At 70.9% G+C, this 14619-nt stretch carries 17 protein-coding genes; 6 read left to right on the top strand and 11 right to left on the bottom strand.

The genetic code is table 11. The annotated features are described in order from the left end of the window. Window positions 1-74: 74 nt before the first annotated feature. From BM085_RS02400 to BM085_RS02385, 4 genes are all read right to left on the bottom strand, one after another. Window positions 75-1394, bottom strand: a complete 1320-nt coding sequence (locus BM085_RS02400) for an MFS transporter (protein ID WP_093885392.1) — start codon at window positions 1392-1394, stop codon at window positions 75-77. Continuing rightward, entirely contained in the window at window positions 1391-1996 is a 606-nt protein-coding gene (locus BM085_RS02395; protein WP_093885391.1) for a helix-turn-helix domain-containing protein, read from the bottom strand. The genes BM085_RS02400 and BM085_RS02395 overlap by 4 nt, the downstream gene beginning before the upstream one ends. A 129-nt stretch (window positions 1997-2125) precedes the next feature. Then, window positions 2126-2710: a hypothetical protein gene (locus BM085_RS02390; RefSeq protein ID WP_245789074.1), complete on the bottom strand. Its 585-nt coding sequence runs from the start codon at window positions 2708-2710 to the stop codon at window positions 2126-2128. 10 nt (window positions 2711-2720) lie between these two features. Next, window positions 2721-3134, bottom strand: coding sequence for a hypothetical protein (locus tag BM085_RS02385; RefSeq protein ID WP_093885389.1), 414 nt, complete (start codon window positions 3132-3134; stop codon window positions 2721-2723). A 172-nt stretch (window positions 3135-3306) separates the two neighbouring features. Here BM085_RS02385 and BM085_RS02380 point away from each other — a divergent pair, with 172 nt between their 5' ends. Further along, window positions 3307-4689 (top strand): sensor histidine kinase, encoded by a 1383-nt coding sequence (locus BM085_RS02380; RefSeq protein ID WP_093885388.1) that lies wholly within the window; start codon window positions 3307-3309, stop codon window positions 4687-4689. Then, window positions 4686-5288, top strand: coding sequence for a response regulator transcription factor (locus BM085_RS02375; RefSeq protein WP_093885387.1), 603 nt, complete (start codon window positions 4686-4688; stop codon window positions 5286-5288). The genes BM085_RS02380 and BM085_RS02375 overlap by 4 nt, the downstream gene beginning before the upstream one ends. 131 nt (window positions 5289-5419) lie before the next feature. On the opposite strand, the gene BM085_RS02370 is transcribed toward BM085_RS02375, so the two are convergent. The 3 genes from BM085_RS02370 to BM085_RS02360 form a co-directional block, all read right to left on the bottom strand. Beyond that, a complete protein-coding gene (locus tag BM085_RS02370; protein ID WP_093885386.1) occupies window positions 5420-7120 on the bottom strand; it encodes a hypothetical protein in 1701 nt (566 codons plus the stop codon). A gap of 183 nt (window positions 7121-7303) precedes the next feature. After that, a complete protein-coding gene (locus tag BM085_RS02365; protein ID WP_425443253.1) occupies window positions 7304-8434 on the bottom strand; it encodes an epoxide hydrolase family protein in 1131 nt (376 codons plus the stop codon). 178 nt (window positions 8435-8612) lie between these two features. Next, window positions 8613-9548 (bottom strand): haloalkane dehalogenase, encoded by a 936-nt coding sequence (locus BM085_RS02360; protein ID WP_342742841.1) that lies wholly within the window; start codon window positions 9546-9548, stop codon window positions 8613-8615. 93 nt (window positions 9549-9641) lie between these two features. On the opposite strand from BM085_RS02360, the gene BM085_RS02355 reads away from it, so the two are divergent. After that, window positions 9642-10496: a MarR family winged helix-turn-helix transcriptional regulator gene (locus BM085_RS02355; protein WP_245789073.1), complete on the top strand. Its 855-nt coding sequence runs from the start codon at window positions 9642-9644 to the stop codon at window positions 10494-10496. A 159-nt stretch (window positions 10497-10655) separates the two neighbouring features. Beyond that, window positions 10656-11273 (top strand): hypothetical protein, encoded by a 618-nt coding sequence (locus BM085_RS02350; protein WP_218158573.1) that lies wholly within the window; start codon window positions 10656-10658, stop codon window positions 11271-11273. A gap of 17 nt (window positions 11274-11290) precedes the next feature. On the opposite strand, the gene BM085_RS02345 is transcribed toward BM085_RS02350, so the two are convergent. Then, window positions 11291-11551, bottom strand: coding sequence for an SbtR family transcriptional regulator (locus BM085_RS02345; protein WP_342742852.1), 261 nt, complete (start codon window positions 11549-11551; stop codon window positions 11291-11293). A gap of 251 nt (window positions 11552-11802) precedes the next feature. On the opposite strand from BM085_RS02345, the gene BM085_RS02340 reads away from it, so the two are divergent. Then, entirely contained in the window at window positions 11803-12462 is a 660-nt protein-coding gene (locus BM085_RS02340) for a DUF998 domain-containing protein (RefSeq protein ID WP_093885381.1), read from the top strand. A gap of 36 nt (window positions 12463-12498) precedes the next feature. Here BM085_RS02340 and BM085_RS02335 read toward each other — a convergent pair whose 3' ends face one another. Beyond that, the gene (locus tag BM085_RS02335; RefSeq protein WP_093885380.1) at window positions 12499-12699 is read right to left on the bottom strand and encodes a hypothetical protein; all 201 of its coding nucleotides are present in this window, start codon (window positions 12697-12699) and stop codon (window positions 12499-12501) included. A 73-nt stretch (window positions 12700-12772) separates the two neighbouring features. On the opposite strand from BM085_RS02335, the gene BM085_RS02330 reads away from it, so the two are divergent. Next, on the top strand, window positions 12773-13432 hold the full coding sequence (locus tag BM085_RS02330) for a class I SAM-dependent methyltransferase (protein ID WP_093885379.1): 660 nt from the start codon (window positions 12773-12775) through the stop codon (window positions 13430-13432). Window positions 13433-13568: 136 nt separating this feature from the next. Here the strand turns inward: BM085_RS02330 and BM085_RS02325 are convergent, their stop codons facing one another. Together BM085_RS02325 and BM085_RS02320 are read right to left on the bottom strand one after the other, a co-directional pair. Beyond that, a complete protein-coding gene (locus BM085_RS02325) occupies window positions 13569-14168 on the bottom strand; it encodes a TetR/AcrR family transcriptional regulator (protein ID WP_093885378.1) in 600 nt (199 codons plus the stop codon). Between the two features lie 136 nt (window positions 14169-14304). Further along, the coding region (locus tag BM085_RS02320) for a transposase (RefSeq protein ID WP_245789072.1) at window positions 14305-14619 on the bottom strand (315 nt) is incomplete at its 5' end.

Below are 14619 nucleotides of genomic sequence, written 5' to 3'. Positions count from 1 at the left end.
CCGCCCGTTCGCGGGTTGTCGAACACGTGGACGACAGTTTTTCAGCATCTACTTATATAAGTCAAACCTGAAATTTATGGGAGCGGGGAAGACGTCACCGGCCCGGCGGCCGGTTCGTCGTCGCCGGTCTGCCGCGCGCCCGGGGACGGCGATGCCGGCAGGTCACGGCATCGGCGGATCGGCGAGAACCACAGGATCAGCGCGGCCAGCGGGACGCCCGCCGTCATGATCCACATCGCCGGGCGGACCCCCAGAGCGGTGCCCAGCGCTCCGCCGAGCAGCGCGCCGAGCGGGATGGTCCCGTAGTTGAGGAACGCGGTGCTCGCGGTGAGCCGGCCGAGCAGCCCGGGCGGACAGTAGCTCTGCTGGAAGCTCGCCTTGATGACGTTGCCGGCCACCACGCCGGCGGAGACGCAGAAACCGCCCGCGACGTACAGCAGCAGCCCCGCGCCGGCGAAGGTGAGCGGGATGAGCACGGCGAAGAGAGCCAGCCCCAGCTCGAACAGCAGCGTCGCGCGGGCGGTGCCGATCCTCGCGGCGACCCGGCGGGCGGCGAAGGCCCCCGCGACGCCTCCGGTGCTCGCGGCCGCGATCAGCCCGCCGACGGCCCCGGGAGCCAGGCCGACGTCGCGGACCAGGAAGACCACCAGGATCGACTGGTAACCGACCAGGGCGACGTTGGAGGTGGCCCCGAAGGCCGTCAGCGTACGGAACCACGGATCGCCGGCGACCAGCCGCAGGCCCTCGCCGATCTCCTTGACCAGCGCCCTGGGCGGGCGTTCGGCCCCGGCGGGACGCGGCTCGCGATGCCGGATGCCGGCCAGGCACAGCAGCGACACCAGGAACGTCGCGGCGTTGGCGTACATCCCGTTCACCGCTCCGGCCAGCTGCGCGATCAGACCACCGGAGCCGATCCCGGCGATCTGCGCGGCGGAGGCGCTTCCGTGCAGCTTGGCGTTGCCCTCGGGCTGATCGGCGGGTTCCAGGATGGAGGGGAGATAGGCGCTGTAGGCGGTCTGGAAGAACACCGCCGCCGTGCCCGCCAGCAGGGCGACGGCCAGCAGCAGGCCGATGCTCAGAAGACCGCCCCAGGCGGCGGCCGGGACGCCGGCGAACAGCAGGAGGGAGACGGCCGCGGCGGCCAGCATGATCGGCCGGCGGCGCAGCCGGTCCACCCAGACACCGGCCGGCAGGGCGATGAGGAGCCAGGGCAGCCAGGTCGCGGCGGAGAGGAGGCTGACCTCGAAGGTGCCGGCGTGCAGGGTGGAGACGGCGATCAGCGGCATCGCCACACCGGTGACGGAGGCGCCGAACTTGCCCGCGACCTCACCGCACCACAGCAGCCGGAAGTCGCGGTGACGGCGCAGCAGGCCACCGCGCGTGTCCCCGGTCACTCGCCGCCACGTTCCTTCCGGGGAAACGACTGGATCTGCACGATGACGGGGAGCGCCTCCGGGTCGGGCTCGGCGTCCGGGGCCGGGACGTGGCGCTCGACGACGGCCGTCAGTTCCTCGTTCAGCGCGTGGAGCTGGGCCGGCGTCATCCGCATCTCGGTCCATTCGGAGACGGCCCGCGCGCCGCGCCAGCGGTCGTCCCATTCCTCGCCGACGGACTCGGCGACCCGCCTGAAGTTCCGCTGCACCAGCTCGTTCAGGTAGAGCGAGAGCGCGCCTTGGATGTCGGGATCCTCACGGAAGTCGGCGGTGTTGAGGACCGTCCTGCTCCTGGCCACCCGCCACCAGCGCTCACGCCGGGTGCCGCGGCCGATCTCCTCCTCGATGAAGCCGTGCTCGGCGAGATGGCGCAGGTGCCAGCTGACGGTGCCGGTCTTCTCCCCCAGGCGCTCGGAAAGCCCCGCGGAGGTCGCCGGACCATCGAGCTTCAGCAGGTCCAGCAGGCGCAGGCGGAGCGGGTGCGCCAGTCCGCGCAGGCCGCGGGCGTCGATGACACGGATGGGCCTGCCGGATCCGGCCGCGGGCTCGGGAGCGTCGATCATGCCCGCCAGGATACAGATGCAGAGGACTCTCTGCATAGAGACCTCTGCAGACGGTCCTCTGCAAACAGAGCGCCCCCTCCGGCCAGGTCCCCGCCCTTCCCCGGCGACGTCCGGACCCGTGCGCGCCGCTCATGCGAGGAACACGAGCTGTGCGGCGATGAGGACGTCGAAGACGCCGCACCACTCCGCGTACGAGCGCGACACGACCGTGTCCCTCCTGAGGTGGACGAAGTCCCAGAGGCCGTGCAGGAACCAGCCCGCCGCCACCAGATAGCGGCCCAGGTCGGGTTCCACCACCAGCGCGGCCAGTGCCAGCGCCCCGAACCCGATCATCCCCAGGGCCTGCGCCTGGAACGCGCCCGAGCGGCGCAGGTCACCGGCGACGGCGCCCCACACCATGACGGCCAGCGCCACGGCGGCCAACACGGCCGGTACGGCGACCACGTCCAGCACCCGCAGGAGCAGGTAGAGGACGACGAAGACCAGGAGCACCGGCCACGACGCCTCCCGCCGCTGGATCTTGGCCACCACGAGGTAGAGCAGGGGCAGCAGCATCAGGACCTCGGCGAGCGAGGTGACCTCACCCGCCGAGGAGCCTCCGGCCGTCCTCGCCGCCAACAACCCGACGGCCAGGACGGCCGGCCATCGCCGCAGCACGGCCGTCCAGCGGGAGCGGCGTGGCGTGACCTCAGACAGCGGCATGGCCTCAGACACGGGCGGGACCTCAGACACGGGCGGGACCTCCGTACTCGTCGCGGCGGCGGAGCATCACCAGGAGCATGAGCGGGAGCATCACGACGTGCTCCAGCACGAGCAGCGCGCCGCCCGTGATCACGCCCGTCCACAGCAGCGGGAGCAGCGCGAGGGCCGGGACGATCATGGACCCGGCCATCTCCAGCGTCGCGGCCCAGCCGTGGCCCCGGTAGCGCATCCAGACGATCATCCCGGCGGACATGTCGACGGCCATCTCCAGGGCGGCCACCTCCGGTCGCGCCGGGAACTCCAGGCCCGCGAGCGCCAGGCCGGCACGCACCGCGGCGCCGAGCACCGCCATGCCGACGAACATCGCCGCGATCATCTCCAGGTAGTGACGGAAGAAGGGCCACCAGCCGTGGCCGTGGGCGGCTCTCGCTCTCATCTCGTACTCCTCCGGTATAGGGGGTTGGGGTGTGCGAGACCCAGACTGCGGGAGAGCGGGAGCCGTCAGTAGTGCCGAACTGGCACGTCCCGGCATGGGCATGTCACGAAATCTCGTGACATTTGTCATCGGGGCGCTCCATACCCCCTGTCACGCAAGGGACAATGGCCGCGTGCGTGACGGGTCGAGCGAGCGCGGGACAGGACTGAGCGGTTTCCGCCGCTACACGTGGTGGAGCCTCGCCGGGAGCACTACGGTCTCCCTGATGCTCCTCGTCAGGCCCTGGGCCATGGACGAGGACGTGGCGTCCTGGGTCAGGGGCGTAACCGGCCTGGCCCTGGCCGTGCTGGTCGTGGCCGTCGTCGTGCTGCTCGGCCGCCGGCTGCCGCGCTTACCCGGCGACGCCCGGGACCGGGCCGGCGCCTCGGGTGCGCGTGAACGGGCCGGCGGGCCGCCGGTGGGCTGGTTGGCGGCGGGGGGCCTGGCGGCGGCCGTGTTGGGCGCGGTCCCGCTCGCCCTGCGCGATGACGGGCTGTGGGCGATGGCCCCGGCGGTGATGGTGTCGATCACGGCGACTTTCCTGCGGCCGGCGCACCGGCGTACCCTCATCGCCGGCGCGGTGGTCGTCGCGGCGGCGCTCGGCGGGTCCGTGGCCCTCGCCTCAGGGGACACCGACTGGCTCCTCGCGGGGGCCTTCCCGGCCGGCATGGTCGCCTCCGTCGCCTGGATGGCGCTGGGCATGCTGTGGGCCTGGGACGTCGCCGACCGGCTGGACCAGGCGCGGCGCCTGGCCGCCGAGCTGGCGGTCAAGGACGAGCGGCTGCGGTTCGCCGCCGACCTGCACGACATCCAGGGACACCACCTGCAGGTGATCGCGCTCAAGAGCGAGCTGGCCGAGAGGCTCGCCGAGGCCGCCCCGGTCCGGGCCGCCGCGGAGATGCGCGAGGTGCGGCGGCTGGCGGCCGACGCACTCCGCGACACCCGGGCCGTGGTGCAGGGATACCGGCGCACGACCCTGGAGGACGAGATCGCCAACGCCGCGAAGGTGCTGGCCGCCGCCGGCATCGACGCGGCCGTGGACCATGGCCGGGCCACCGGGACGGGCACGCTGCCGGAGCCCGCCCGCCACATCCTGGGCCTGGTGATGCGCGAGGCCACCACCAACGTGCTGCGCCACAGCCGAGCCCGCCGGGCGCACATCGCCTACGACGTCGAAGACGGTCGTGCCCGGCTCCGGATCGGCAACGACGGCGTCGAGGACGGTCATGCCCGGCTGGGAACCGATGACGAGGGTGTCGTGGCCGGCCGTACCCGGCTGGGAGCCGATGACGGAAGTGTCATGGCCGGCCGTACCCAACTGGGAGCCGGTGGCGACGGCGACGGCGAGCGGTCCCGGGCGGGGACGGGCACCGGCACCGGGCTGCGCTCCCTGGCCGAGCGGCTGGAGCGGGTCGCCGGCACGCTGGACTGGCGGTGCGACGGTGACCGGTTCGAGGTGGTGGTCTCGCTGCCCGCCGATGCGCGCGCGTACCCGGCCGAGGCGGGCGCGCGGTGATCCGGTTGCTGATCGCCGACGACGAGGACCTCATCAGAGGAGCCCTGGCGGCGCTGCTCGCGCTGGAGGATGACCTGGAGGTCGTCGCCGAGGCGGCCACCACCACCGACGCGGTACGGCTGGCACGCGAGCGGCGGCCGGACATCGCCGTGCTCGACCTGGAGATGCCGCCCGCCGACGGGCTGCGCGCCGCGCAGGCGATCCGCGCCGAGCTGCCCACCCGGATCGTCCTCGTCACCCGGCACGCCCGGCCCGGCGTGCTGCGCCGTGCCCTGGCCGCGGGGGTGAGCGGATTCGTGCCCAAGACCACGCCCGCCACCCGGCTGGCTGAGATCATCCGCGACGTCGCCGCCGGGCGGCGCTACGTGGACCCGGACATCGCCGCCTCAGCGCTGTCGGAGGACGACTGCCCGCTGTCCGAACGGGAGCTGGAGGTGCTGCGCGCGTCTCGGACCGGCGCCTCGATCAACGAGATCGCGGCGCAGGTCCACCTCGCCCCCGGCACAGTGCGGAACTACCTGTCGGCGGCCATGGCCAAGCTCGGCGCCGGCTCCCGCCACGCCGCCGCGCACCGCGCCTGGGAGGAGGGCTGGATCTGAAAACGGGTCCAGGTGGTCGCCGTGCGTCCGGGCGGTGCGGCCCTCGACCTGACCGAGCAGGCCCTGTCCTGATGGCTGTCTCCGGCCGCCCGTAGAAGGGCGACGGAGGAGAGTGCGCGCCCCGCCACCGCTCACGGCTTCAGCTCAAGCCTCTTCCTCGACGCACCCGGGAACACGACCACCAGGTGCTGCTCCTCCCCTGCGTCGTCGACCCGCACGTAGACACGGAGCCGGTAGCGGCCCTTCCCCGCGATCGCCAGGTTCGGCATCGGGGCACCCGCGCCCACGTCTCCCTCGCCCATCTCCGGCACGGTGAGCCGGCCGCCACGGCTGACGACCGGCACCTCGTTGACCTGGTCCCACCCGGCCGTCCGCGGTGGCGGCGCGCTACGGAATGCCTTCACGGTAAGGCACAGATCGACGACGTCCGCGACGTGCCCGACGAGCACCGCGCTGCCGGCCACCCCGATGAGGGCGCTGTCGTCGTAGACCTTGTCCATCGCCTGCTCCGCCGCCTCGTCGACCGCTTCGTCCTCGGGGTCGTGGACCAGATAGCCGTGATCACCGTCGGCGAACAGGAAGTATCTGACCGTGGCCTGGACGACCCCCTTCGTCCGGGGCCACGGGTCGCGGCACTTCGCGTTCTGCTCGGCGATGTAGGCGGTGTTCGCCGCCTCCGTCTCCGTGGTCGACCGCAGCAGCTCGGGATGGGTCGCGCCGATGATCTCCGGGCAGACGTAGACGAGGTCCCACAGGTCCGCGCCCCAGGCGGGCCGCGCACTCCCGGCCCGCGTCAGAATCGCCTCCTGCTCGTCGCGGTCCTTCGCCCGGCACAACGCCTTCCCGTACGCGAGGACCGCCTGGTCCGACAGGTCCTCCGGGAACATGGGCGGGACTCCGCCCTCCGCGCTCCGCGCCCGGCACAGGAACGCGGCATTGCGTTCCGCGGGTTTCAGGTCGCCGAAACCAGGCCGGTCATAGCAGCCCATCGACCAGCCGGTGTAGGTGAGGTGCGGGGTCTGCTCCGGATGGATCTGCGAGATGATCGGCAGTACGGCCACGGCCGCCACCCCGACGCGCATCATGCGCCGCCGCCCGGATGGAAGGTCCGCCGGGCAATTCTCAGTGGGCAGTTCACGGGCGGTCGCCGCGATCCACACGGTGCTGACGAGCCCCACCGCGTCCATCATGACCGGCATCACCAAATTGCCGTTGAAGATCCCTTCGAAGAGAATGTTGAGCGGGATCACCAGCGCGTAGACGCCCACCGACAACCACCCGGCGACCAGCGTGCCGTGGCTCCACCGGCCGTCGCGCCACTGCCCGACGACCGTGATGACGGTCGCCGCCGCTCCGCCCAGCATCAAGCCCAGGCCGACGATGCCGCCCGATCCAAGCTCCAGGAGGTCGAGTTCGTCGAGCAGTTCGTTGGCCATCCCGGCCAGCTCGACCGCGAACATCGCTCCGGCCGCCGCGCGCAGCATGCGGGACCGCCAGCGGATGACGAGCAGGTAGAGGACGTCGATCGCGGTCCACAGCGCGAGCTGAAATGCCGCGTCGACCGCGTCGGGGAGCAGCGCGACCGGATACCACAGCACGAGGGTGTACGCCACCGCCAGATACAGCAGCCGGCGCAGCGCCTTCGCCCGGCGGTCCAGCGGTCCCGGCGCGGGGGCACGCAGGATCAGCCACAGGAGCGCGGCCTTCACCGGGGCGGCCACGAGCAGCGCCACAACCGTCGGGGCGTCGAACCCGCCGGGCGCGTAGAACCCCGCATAGACCGGCGGCGACCATTCGACGGCCGCCCAGAGCCAGGCGTCGCCGAGCACCAAGCCCGCGACCGCCGCCGCAAGGACCAGGCCTACTAATCCAATCCTGATAATCCGCCAGAAACCATCTGGAAGCACGGGACGCGATCTTAGCGCGGCACCGCCGTACGGGCGGACACAGTCGTTGCCCCACCGCACCCGGAGGCCCCCGGTCAGCCGTGTCGACAACCCTGCGAGTCGATACACCTAGCGGGCGGCGACCCGGTAGTCCTCCTTGATGCGGGTAAGGAAGAAGTCCCGGACGTCCTCGGCGAGCAGCTCCGGCACCTCCATTGCGGCGAAGTGGCCGCCGCGCTCGAACTCCGACCAGTGCCTGATGTCGTACAGCCGCTCGGCCAGCGGTCGCACCGACTGCGTGATGTCGTGCGCGAACACCGCCACGCCAACCGGTACCGGGCACGGCTCGGTCCGCCGCGGAGCCTCGCGGGACAGCCGCGCCGAGGAAGCCGCGGTGGCGGTCAGCCAGTACAGCGAGATGTCGGTGAGCATCCGCTCGTCACTGATCGGCGAGCGAGGGTCGGTCCACTGTGCGAAGCGCTCGGCGATCCAGGCCAGCTGGCCGACCGGCGAGTCGGTCAGCGCGTAGCCGATGGTCTGCGGGGTGGTGGCCTGCAGAGCCTGGTACGGCGGACGGTTCGCCATCAGCTGCCTGACCTTGTCCAGCCGGGCTTCATCCGTTTCGGACAGTTCGATGCCGGCGTCCGGGACCGGCCGGGTCGGCAGGTAGTTGACGTGCACCCCGACGACCTGCTCGGATGCCACCGCGCCGAGCGCCGTTGAGATGCCCGAGCCGAAGTCGCCGCCCTGCGCGCCATAGCGCTCGTACCCCAGACGGCGCATCAGCTCAGCCCAGGCCCGCGCGACCCGGACGACATCCCAGCCGCGCTCGTGGGTCGGCCCGGAGAAGCCGAAACCCGGGATGGACGGGATCACCAGGTGGAAGTCGCGCGACAGCGGCTCGATCACGTCGAGGAACTCCAGGAACGAACCGGGCCAGCCGTGGGTGAGGATCAGCGCGAGCGCGTCCGGTTTCGACGAACGGACGTGGACGAAGTGGATGTTCTGACCGTCGATCTCGGTGGTGAAGTGCGCAAGCTCGTTGAGCTTGGCCTCGTGCTCGCGCCAGTCGTAGCCGGTGCGCCAGTACTCGGCCAGTTCCTTGAGCCGCGCCAGCGGGAAGCCGTAGTCCCACCCGGCGTCGGCGACCTCGTTGGGCCAACGGGTGCGGGAGAGCCGGTCGGTCAGGTCGTCGAGGTCGGCCTGGGGGACGTCGATGCGGAACGGCTTGATCATGGTCTTGACTCCAGGGGGATTCATTCGGCGGCCACCTGTTCGGACGCGGCCGGCATTTCGGGAAGACAGTTTCGCGAGAGGTTCCGAGAACGCCGGTCAGGGGCGGAGCGGACACGTCCCGGCCGGTCGGCGGGGTGTGTCAGGGCTCCTCGTTCATGCGAACCGAAGGGATCGTGCACGTGAGGTACGTGCGGGCCGGGGGTCAGGTCCGGGAGGACGAGGCCGGCGCGAGGAGGCGGTGCCGGTCCAGCCAGCCGGCGACGGCCCGGCCGATGGCGTGCGGCTGGTCCTCGGGGGCCTGATGGCCGGCGGGTCCGATGTCCTCCACTTCGAGGGCGGCGATGTTCCGGCGGGCCCAATCCACGATCTGCGGGGAGGCGATGCCGACGCCGTCCTCGACCGTGAGGAGCAGTTTGGGCACCTCGGGGCTGGTGGCGAGCCATACGCCGTAGGCGTCCATGCGTTCGGCCACGTCGGCCGGTTCGCGGTCGTAGGGGATCTCGCGCGGCCACTGCAGGAGCGGACGGCGTGAGGCCGGGTCGGGGTAGGGCGCGCGGTAGACGTCGTGGTCCTGCGGGCTGAGGCCGGTCTTGACGGCGAAGGGGTGGGGCAGGGCGTACTCGATGGCGGCGTTCTCCTCCAGCAGCAGCCGCTCGCCGAGCCCGGGGGTGCGCAACGCCCGGGAATGGTCGATCACCTCCTGCGGCAGTTCGGCCCACGTCTGCGGCCGCAGGAACGTCTCCAGGAGGGCGACGCCGCGCACCTGGCCGGGGTGGCGGGCGGCGCGGTCCAGGGCCAGTGCGCCGCCCCAGTCGTGGCCGACCAGGACGGCTTCCTCCAGCCCCATGGCCTCGAACCACGCGTCCAGGTAGCGGGCGTGGTCGGCGAAGCGGTAGCCGATGTCGGGCTTTCCGGAGGCGCCCATCCCGATCAGGTCCGGGGCCAGGACCCTGGCGCGATCGGCGACGTGCGGGATGACGTTGCGCCAGATGTGGGACGAGGTGGGGCTGCCGTGCAGGAACACCACCGGCGTCTCCCCCTCTCCGGTCTCGGTGTGGGCGAGGTAGGAGTCGATGACGGCGACGGTACGCATGATCGTTGAGTCCTTCGGTGAGGCGTGCCTGGACTCTAGATTCACACTCTTACAACTGTCAACATCCCAACTAATTGCATCGCAACCGTCATCGGCGGAACCATCAGACTGCTAGCATCACCCCAGGAGGTGAGGCTCGTGCCCGACCAGGCAAGCGACGCCGTCGACGACGTGTCCGGGCCGCTGCGTGCGACCACCGGCCACCTGCTGCGCCGCGTGTTCACCGCCGTCACCGCCCAGGCCGTGCAGGGCGGGCCGCAGTCGCGTGAGTTCGTGGTGCTCGACATCCTCGCCGACGAGGACGCCCCCTCACAGCAGGACCTCGCCCACCGGCTCGGCGTCAACCGCACGATCATGGTCAGGCTGCTCGACCGGCTCCAGGAGGCGGGCCATGTCGTCCGCACCCGCAACCCGGCCAACCGCCGCACCTACGTGCTGTCGCTGACCGAGGCGGGCCGTACCGCCCTGGACGGCATGCGCCATGCCGTCGCCGACCGCGACGCCCGGCTCACCGGCGCGCTCACCGCGCCCGAACGGCGCCGCCTCGGCGCGCTGCTGACCAGGCTCGTCGCCGACGACGGGCAGCCGGCCATCCACAGCGTCGAGCACCTGATCGCCCAGGCCCACTACCGGCTGCGCCGCCTCGGGGATCACCGGCTCGCGGCGTACGGCCTGCGCACCCGCCACTTCGCCCTGCTGCCCGCCCTGGACCGGCTCGGCCCCTGCCCGCAGGAGCACCTGGCCCGATACCTGCACCTCACCGAACCGGCCACCGCCTCACTCATCGAGGAACTGGCGAAGGCCGGCATCGTGTCCCGCGGCCAGGACCCGCACGACCGGCGCCGCTATGCCCTGCGGCTCACCGACCTCGGCCGCGCCCGCATCCCCGCGGTGCGCGAGGCCCTGGAGAGCATGGAGAGCGACATCGACGACATCCTCGGCCCGGACGGCGCCCAAGAGCTCCGCACCCTGCTCACCAAGCTCCTGCCGTAGGACGAGATCGGCACGCCCACCATATCCGCCGGCAGCAGGGCCGGCGCCGCTGCCGTCAGCACAGAGTCAATCGGCGGATCGCGTGCGGGCTCTCGCCCTTGTCGGGCTGCCGGGAGATCTTGCGGCGGTAGACCAGGTGGGACAGGTAGCGTGTGGCCCGTGGCGAAGCGTGAGTACAGCGCGGCCGACATCGATGTGCTCGAGTTCGACGCCGCCGTCCGCAAGCGGCCCGGCATGTACTTCGGTGGAGGACTGGACGACCCGGGACTGCCGGCCATGCTGCTGTCCGCCGCGGCTCGGCACGGGCTTCACCCGGCGACACGGGTCGCGGAAGAACACTCGCTGTCCACCGTGATCGAAATCCTCGGCGATCTCAGCTTCAGGGTGACGATCGACCAGCGCCATGCCTGGCCGGACTCCCCGGCCCTCGGCTACCACGACTCCCTGATCGGCTCCGAGTGGTGGCTCCTGGCGGCGATCGCGACGCTGTGCGAAACGACAACCGTCGAAATGTGGTGCGACGGCCGGGGCTTCAGCCAGGAACTCGCCGGCCTCCGACCCATCGCCGCGGTGCAGCGGTTCGCTCCACCCGCCGCAAGCGGTACCCGCATCACCTTCGCCCTCGACGCGCGCGGTCTCCTGCGCGGCGCCGCCTTTCCAGCCGACCTTCGCAGCCTCGACGCGCATGGCCCGGACTGCGTCGCGGCGGACGGGCCGGGATCCGTCGTCATCCGTGATCATCGACACGACGGGCGGACCGATGTCCGCCTGTCCTGACGCCGAGATCTTCGCCGTCACCGCCGGCCGGGCATGTGATCATCCGCGCCTGCGGTTGATGCCCGGAAACCGGTCAACCCGAAGCCCAGCAGTCGCTCAGCCTGGAGCACCGAGCTCTGCTCGCCCGCCCACGCTGCCGCGTTGACCAGCGCGTACAGGTCCGGGGCGGTGACGTCCGGCCGCACTTCACCGGCTGCCCGGGCCCGCGCCACCAGCCCCTCCCCTCTGGAGCGTTCACTCTCGTCCGCAACCGCCGCGATCAAGGGCGGCAAGCCCATACTTGTCATCGGCGCCACCGGCCGGCAGGGCGGAGCCGCCACCCCGACCTGCTCGACTTCCCCACCTGGCTGAATCAAGGCGGCGCCGCCGCCATCGCCGCGCTCCTCGACGGCTGACCCAAAGCCCCGTCCCCCCTCCAAGATGTCAACGCGGGTTGACAGCAATTTGATGTCAACCTAAATTGACATTCGTGAGAGACCTCTCGTATCCCAGCTCCCCGTCCCCTGAAGGCTCACCGACATCGGATCGGATGACCGCGGCGACGAGAAAACTCCTCGTCTGCGGCGCGGTCGCCGGTCCGCTCTTCGTTGTCACGTTCCTCATCCAGGGCGCAACTCGCACCGCCTACAACCCGCTGCGCCATCCGGTCAGCTCCCTCGCACTCGGCGGCTTCGGATGGATCCAAACCGCCAACTTCATCGTCGCCGGTCTGTTGACGCTGGCCTTCGCCGTCGGCCTGCGGTCGGCGCCGCGACCCCTCGGCGGCGCGACCCTGGTGCCCGTGCTCATCGGCGCCATCTCGCTCGGGCTCCTCGGCGCCGGGCTTTTTGTCACCGACCCCGTCAGCGGCTACCCGCCCGGAACCCCCGACGCGATCCTCCGACACAGCACCCACGGCATCCTGCACGACCTGTTCTCCATGCCCACCTTCCTGGCATGGCCGATCGCCTGCATCGTGTCGGCCATACATTTCCTCCGAAAGGGGAAGTCCGGCTGGGCGATCTATTCAGCAGCCACCGGCTTGATATTCGCCGGCGCGTTCGTGCTGGCCAGCATGGGATTCACCCAAGTCGAGGCCCTGGTCGACCTCGGGGGCCTCTTCCAGCGGATCGCGATCACAGCCGGTTTCGCTTGGATCACCCTTCTGGCCGTCCACCTGCTGACAACCTCGCCCAAAACGCCGGCATGACCATCGGCCGCCGCACCCCTCAGAGCACGGGGAGTCTCATCGCGACTCGCCCCGGAAACGAAAGATGACGAGCGCCCGAGCCCACGGCTCGTCCGGCAACGACCGCAGCGGCGGACGCTCGACGGCGAACAGCTCGCCGCTCGTGCGAGGACGCGACCGGATCCGCCGCTGCTCGTCCTCTTCGTCCCAGCGCTCCATCATTTGGTGCAGCTCGGTCGGCGAATCGACCTCGGGCACCTTCTCTGAACCAGCGCAGGGGCGTTTCAGCAGAGCCCGCGTTCTTGTCGGTGCCGGGTGGCATGATCTGTCGATGCCGGAAACCAGTGCTTCAATCGCGTCCTTCTGGGATGCCTTCGCCGCTTCCTTCGACGAGGAGGCCGATCACGGCCTTCGTGATCCCGAAGTCAGGGTCGCGTGGGCAGAGCGTTTGCACGCGTGGATGCCTTCCTTTCCTGCCGACGTCTTGGACCTGGGGTGCGGCACCGGCTCGTTGTCGTTGGTGCTTGCCGAGCAGGGACACCGGCCGGTCGGGGTGGATCTGGCGCCGCTGATGATCGAGCAGGCCCGGCGCAAGCTCACCGCGGCCGGCTTCGATGCCGTGATGCTGGTGGGCGACGCGAGTAACCCGCCTGCGGAGGCGGGGACGTCCTTCGACGTGATCCTCTCCCGTCACCTGTTGTGGACCTTGCCTGCCCCGCAGGAGGCGCTGCGCCGATGGATCGGCCTGCTGCGTCCCGGCGGGCGTTTGGTCCTCATCGAGGGACGCTGGGCGAGTGCCGAACCGGCTGAAGACCAGTCCTACGAGGTCGAATCCGAGGCGATGCCGTGGATGGGCGGGGTCGAGGCCGAGCGGCTTGCCCAGGCACTGCGACCGCTGGTGAAGACCTTGCATGTCGAGCCACTTCTCGATCCCGCTTTATGGGGGCGCCCCATCCAGGATGAGCGATATGCCGTCGTCGCCTTCACGTAGCGATCTGCTTCTCATGCCGGCCCCCACCTACCTCTACGACCTGCTAGTGTCCTACTGGCCGCCGGCGGCTGATCGTCGGACCGCCCCCGCTACGCCAGGCCGTCCCCGGCGGCTTCACCGCCGACGACGCTCGTGGTCAATACGTCTGGAGAGCGGGCGACCGCCGGAGACGGATGCCGTTCTCCAGCGTGCGGAACACGGCAGAGGCGACGCCGTGGCGTGGCCGCCTCCCCCTGGCGGCCTCCTCGCATCCGGTGTAGACCAGCGCCCACATCACGTGCTCGATCCAGGCGGCACCGACCTCCGGGTCGAACACCCCCTCGGCCTGTCCCCGCTCGATGAGGTCGATCACCGGCCGGCCCGTGGAGACCGGCCCGCCGTCCGTCTGGAACCCCGGCGGGATGTGCGGATCGCCGTGCAGGAATCGCAGCCGGTCGCCGACGTCCACCAGCGCGGCGACGAGCCTGCGCATGGCCTCCAGCGGTGGGCCCTGGTCGAGCGCCGCACCGTTCAGCGACCGGTCGACCGCCTCGAAGGAGTCTTCGACGACCGCTCTGACGAGCTCCTCGCGGTCGGAGAAGCAATCGTCCAGGACCGCACGGCCGACGCCCGCGGCCTCGGCGATGTCCGTGAGCGTCGCGGTGCGGTCACGGGCGAGCACTGAGGCGGCCGCGCTCAGGATGGCGCGGCGCGTGCGGCCCCGAGCCCCGGGCTCGGGCGTTGCGGTGCTGCTCATGATCGAACCGTAACACCGGCCTCCCCCGCTGGAAGGCCGGCGAGTTTCAACGGAAACCCATGCCGTCAACTTCTCGGCCGTAAACGACCGAGCTTGCAGTTCCTCGCCGTCGATGGCTTCGACGGTCTGGTCCGCGTCAGGCAGCGTGACTCACTGCCCAGCCCGCTACACCGCGCGCGGCGATGTTACGGGCTGCGTTGACGTCGGCATGCTCAGCGAAACCGCACGACGTACAGGAAAAGACGGCCTGCTCCGGCCGGTTGGCCCGATCGGTATGCCCGCAGGCCGAGCATTGCCGGCTGGTGTAGGCCGGATCGACATGGATAACGGCGATCCCGGCCCGTCGGGCCTTGTAGGCGATGAAGCCGCCCAGTTGGGCGAAGCTCCACGAATGCAGCGTGACCCGCTGGGGCTTGCGGAGCCGTACCCGCTCGCGGATGCCCTGGAGGTC

Source organism: Streptosporangium canum, from assembly GCF_900113865.1.
In the GTDB taxonomy this organism is placed as follows: domain Bacteria; phylum Actinomycetota; class Actinomycetes; order Streptosporangiales; family Streptosporangiaceae; genus Streptosporangium; species Streptosporangium canum.
The sequence above is the reverse complement of the archived record's forward strand: the minus strand, read 5'-3'. Positions and strand labels throughout refer to the sequence as shown.

Coding starts and splice junctions, on each gene's coding strand:
- BM085_RS02325 (WP_093885378.1), bottom strand. CDS start 14,168: ATGAGCAGCACCGCAACGCCCGAGCCCGGGGCTCGGGGCCGCACGCGC.
- BM085_RS02340 (WP_093885381.1), top strand. CDS start 11,803: ATGACCGCGGCGACGAGAAAACTCCTCGTCTGCGGCGCGGTCGCCGGT.
- BM085_RS02330 (WP_093885379.1), top strand. CDS start 12,773: ATGCCGGAAACCAGTGCTTCAATCGCGTCCTTCTGGGATGCCTTCGCC.
- BM085_RS02385 (WP_093885389.1), bottom strand. CDS start 3,134: ATGAGAGCGAGAGCCGCCCACGGCCACGGCTGGTGGCCCTTCTTCCGT.
- BM085_RS02365 (WP_425443253.1), bottom strand. CDS start 8,434: ATGAATCCCCCTGGAGTCAAGACCATGATCAAGCCGTTCCGCATCGAC.
- BM085_RS02345 (WP_342742852.1), bottom strand. CDS start 11,551: ATGGGCTTGCCGCCCTTGATCGCGGCGGTTGCGGACGAGAGTGAACGC.
- BM085_RS02395 (WP_093885391.1), bottom strand. CDS start 1,996: ATGATCGACGCTCCCGAGCCCGCGGCCGGATCCGGCAGGCCCATCCGT.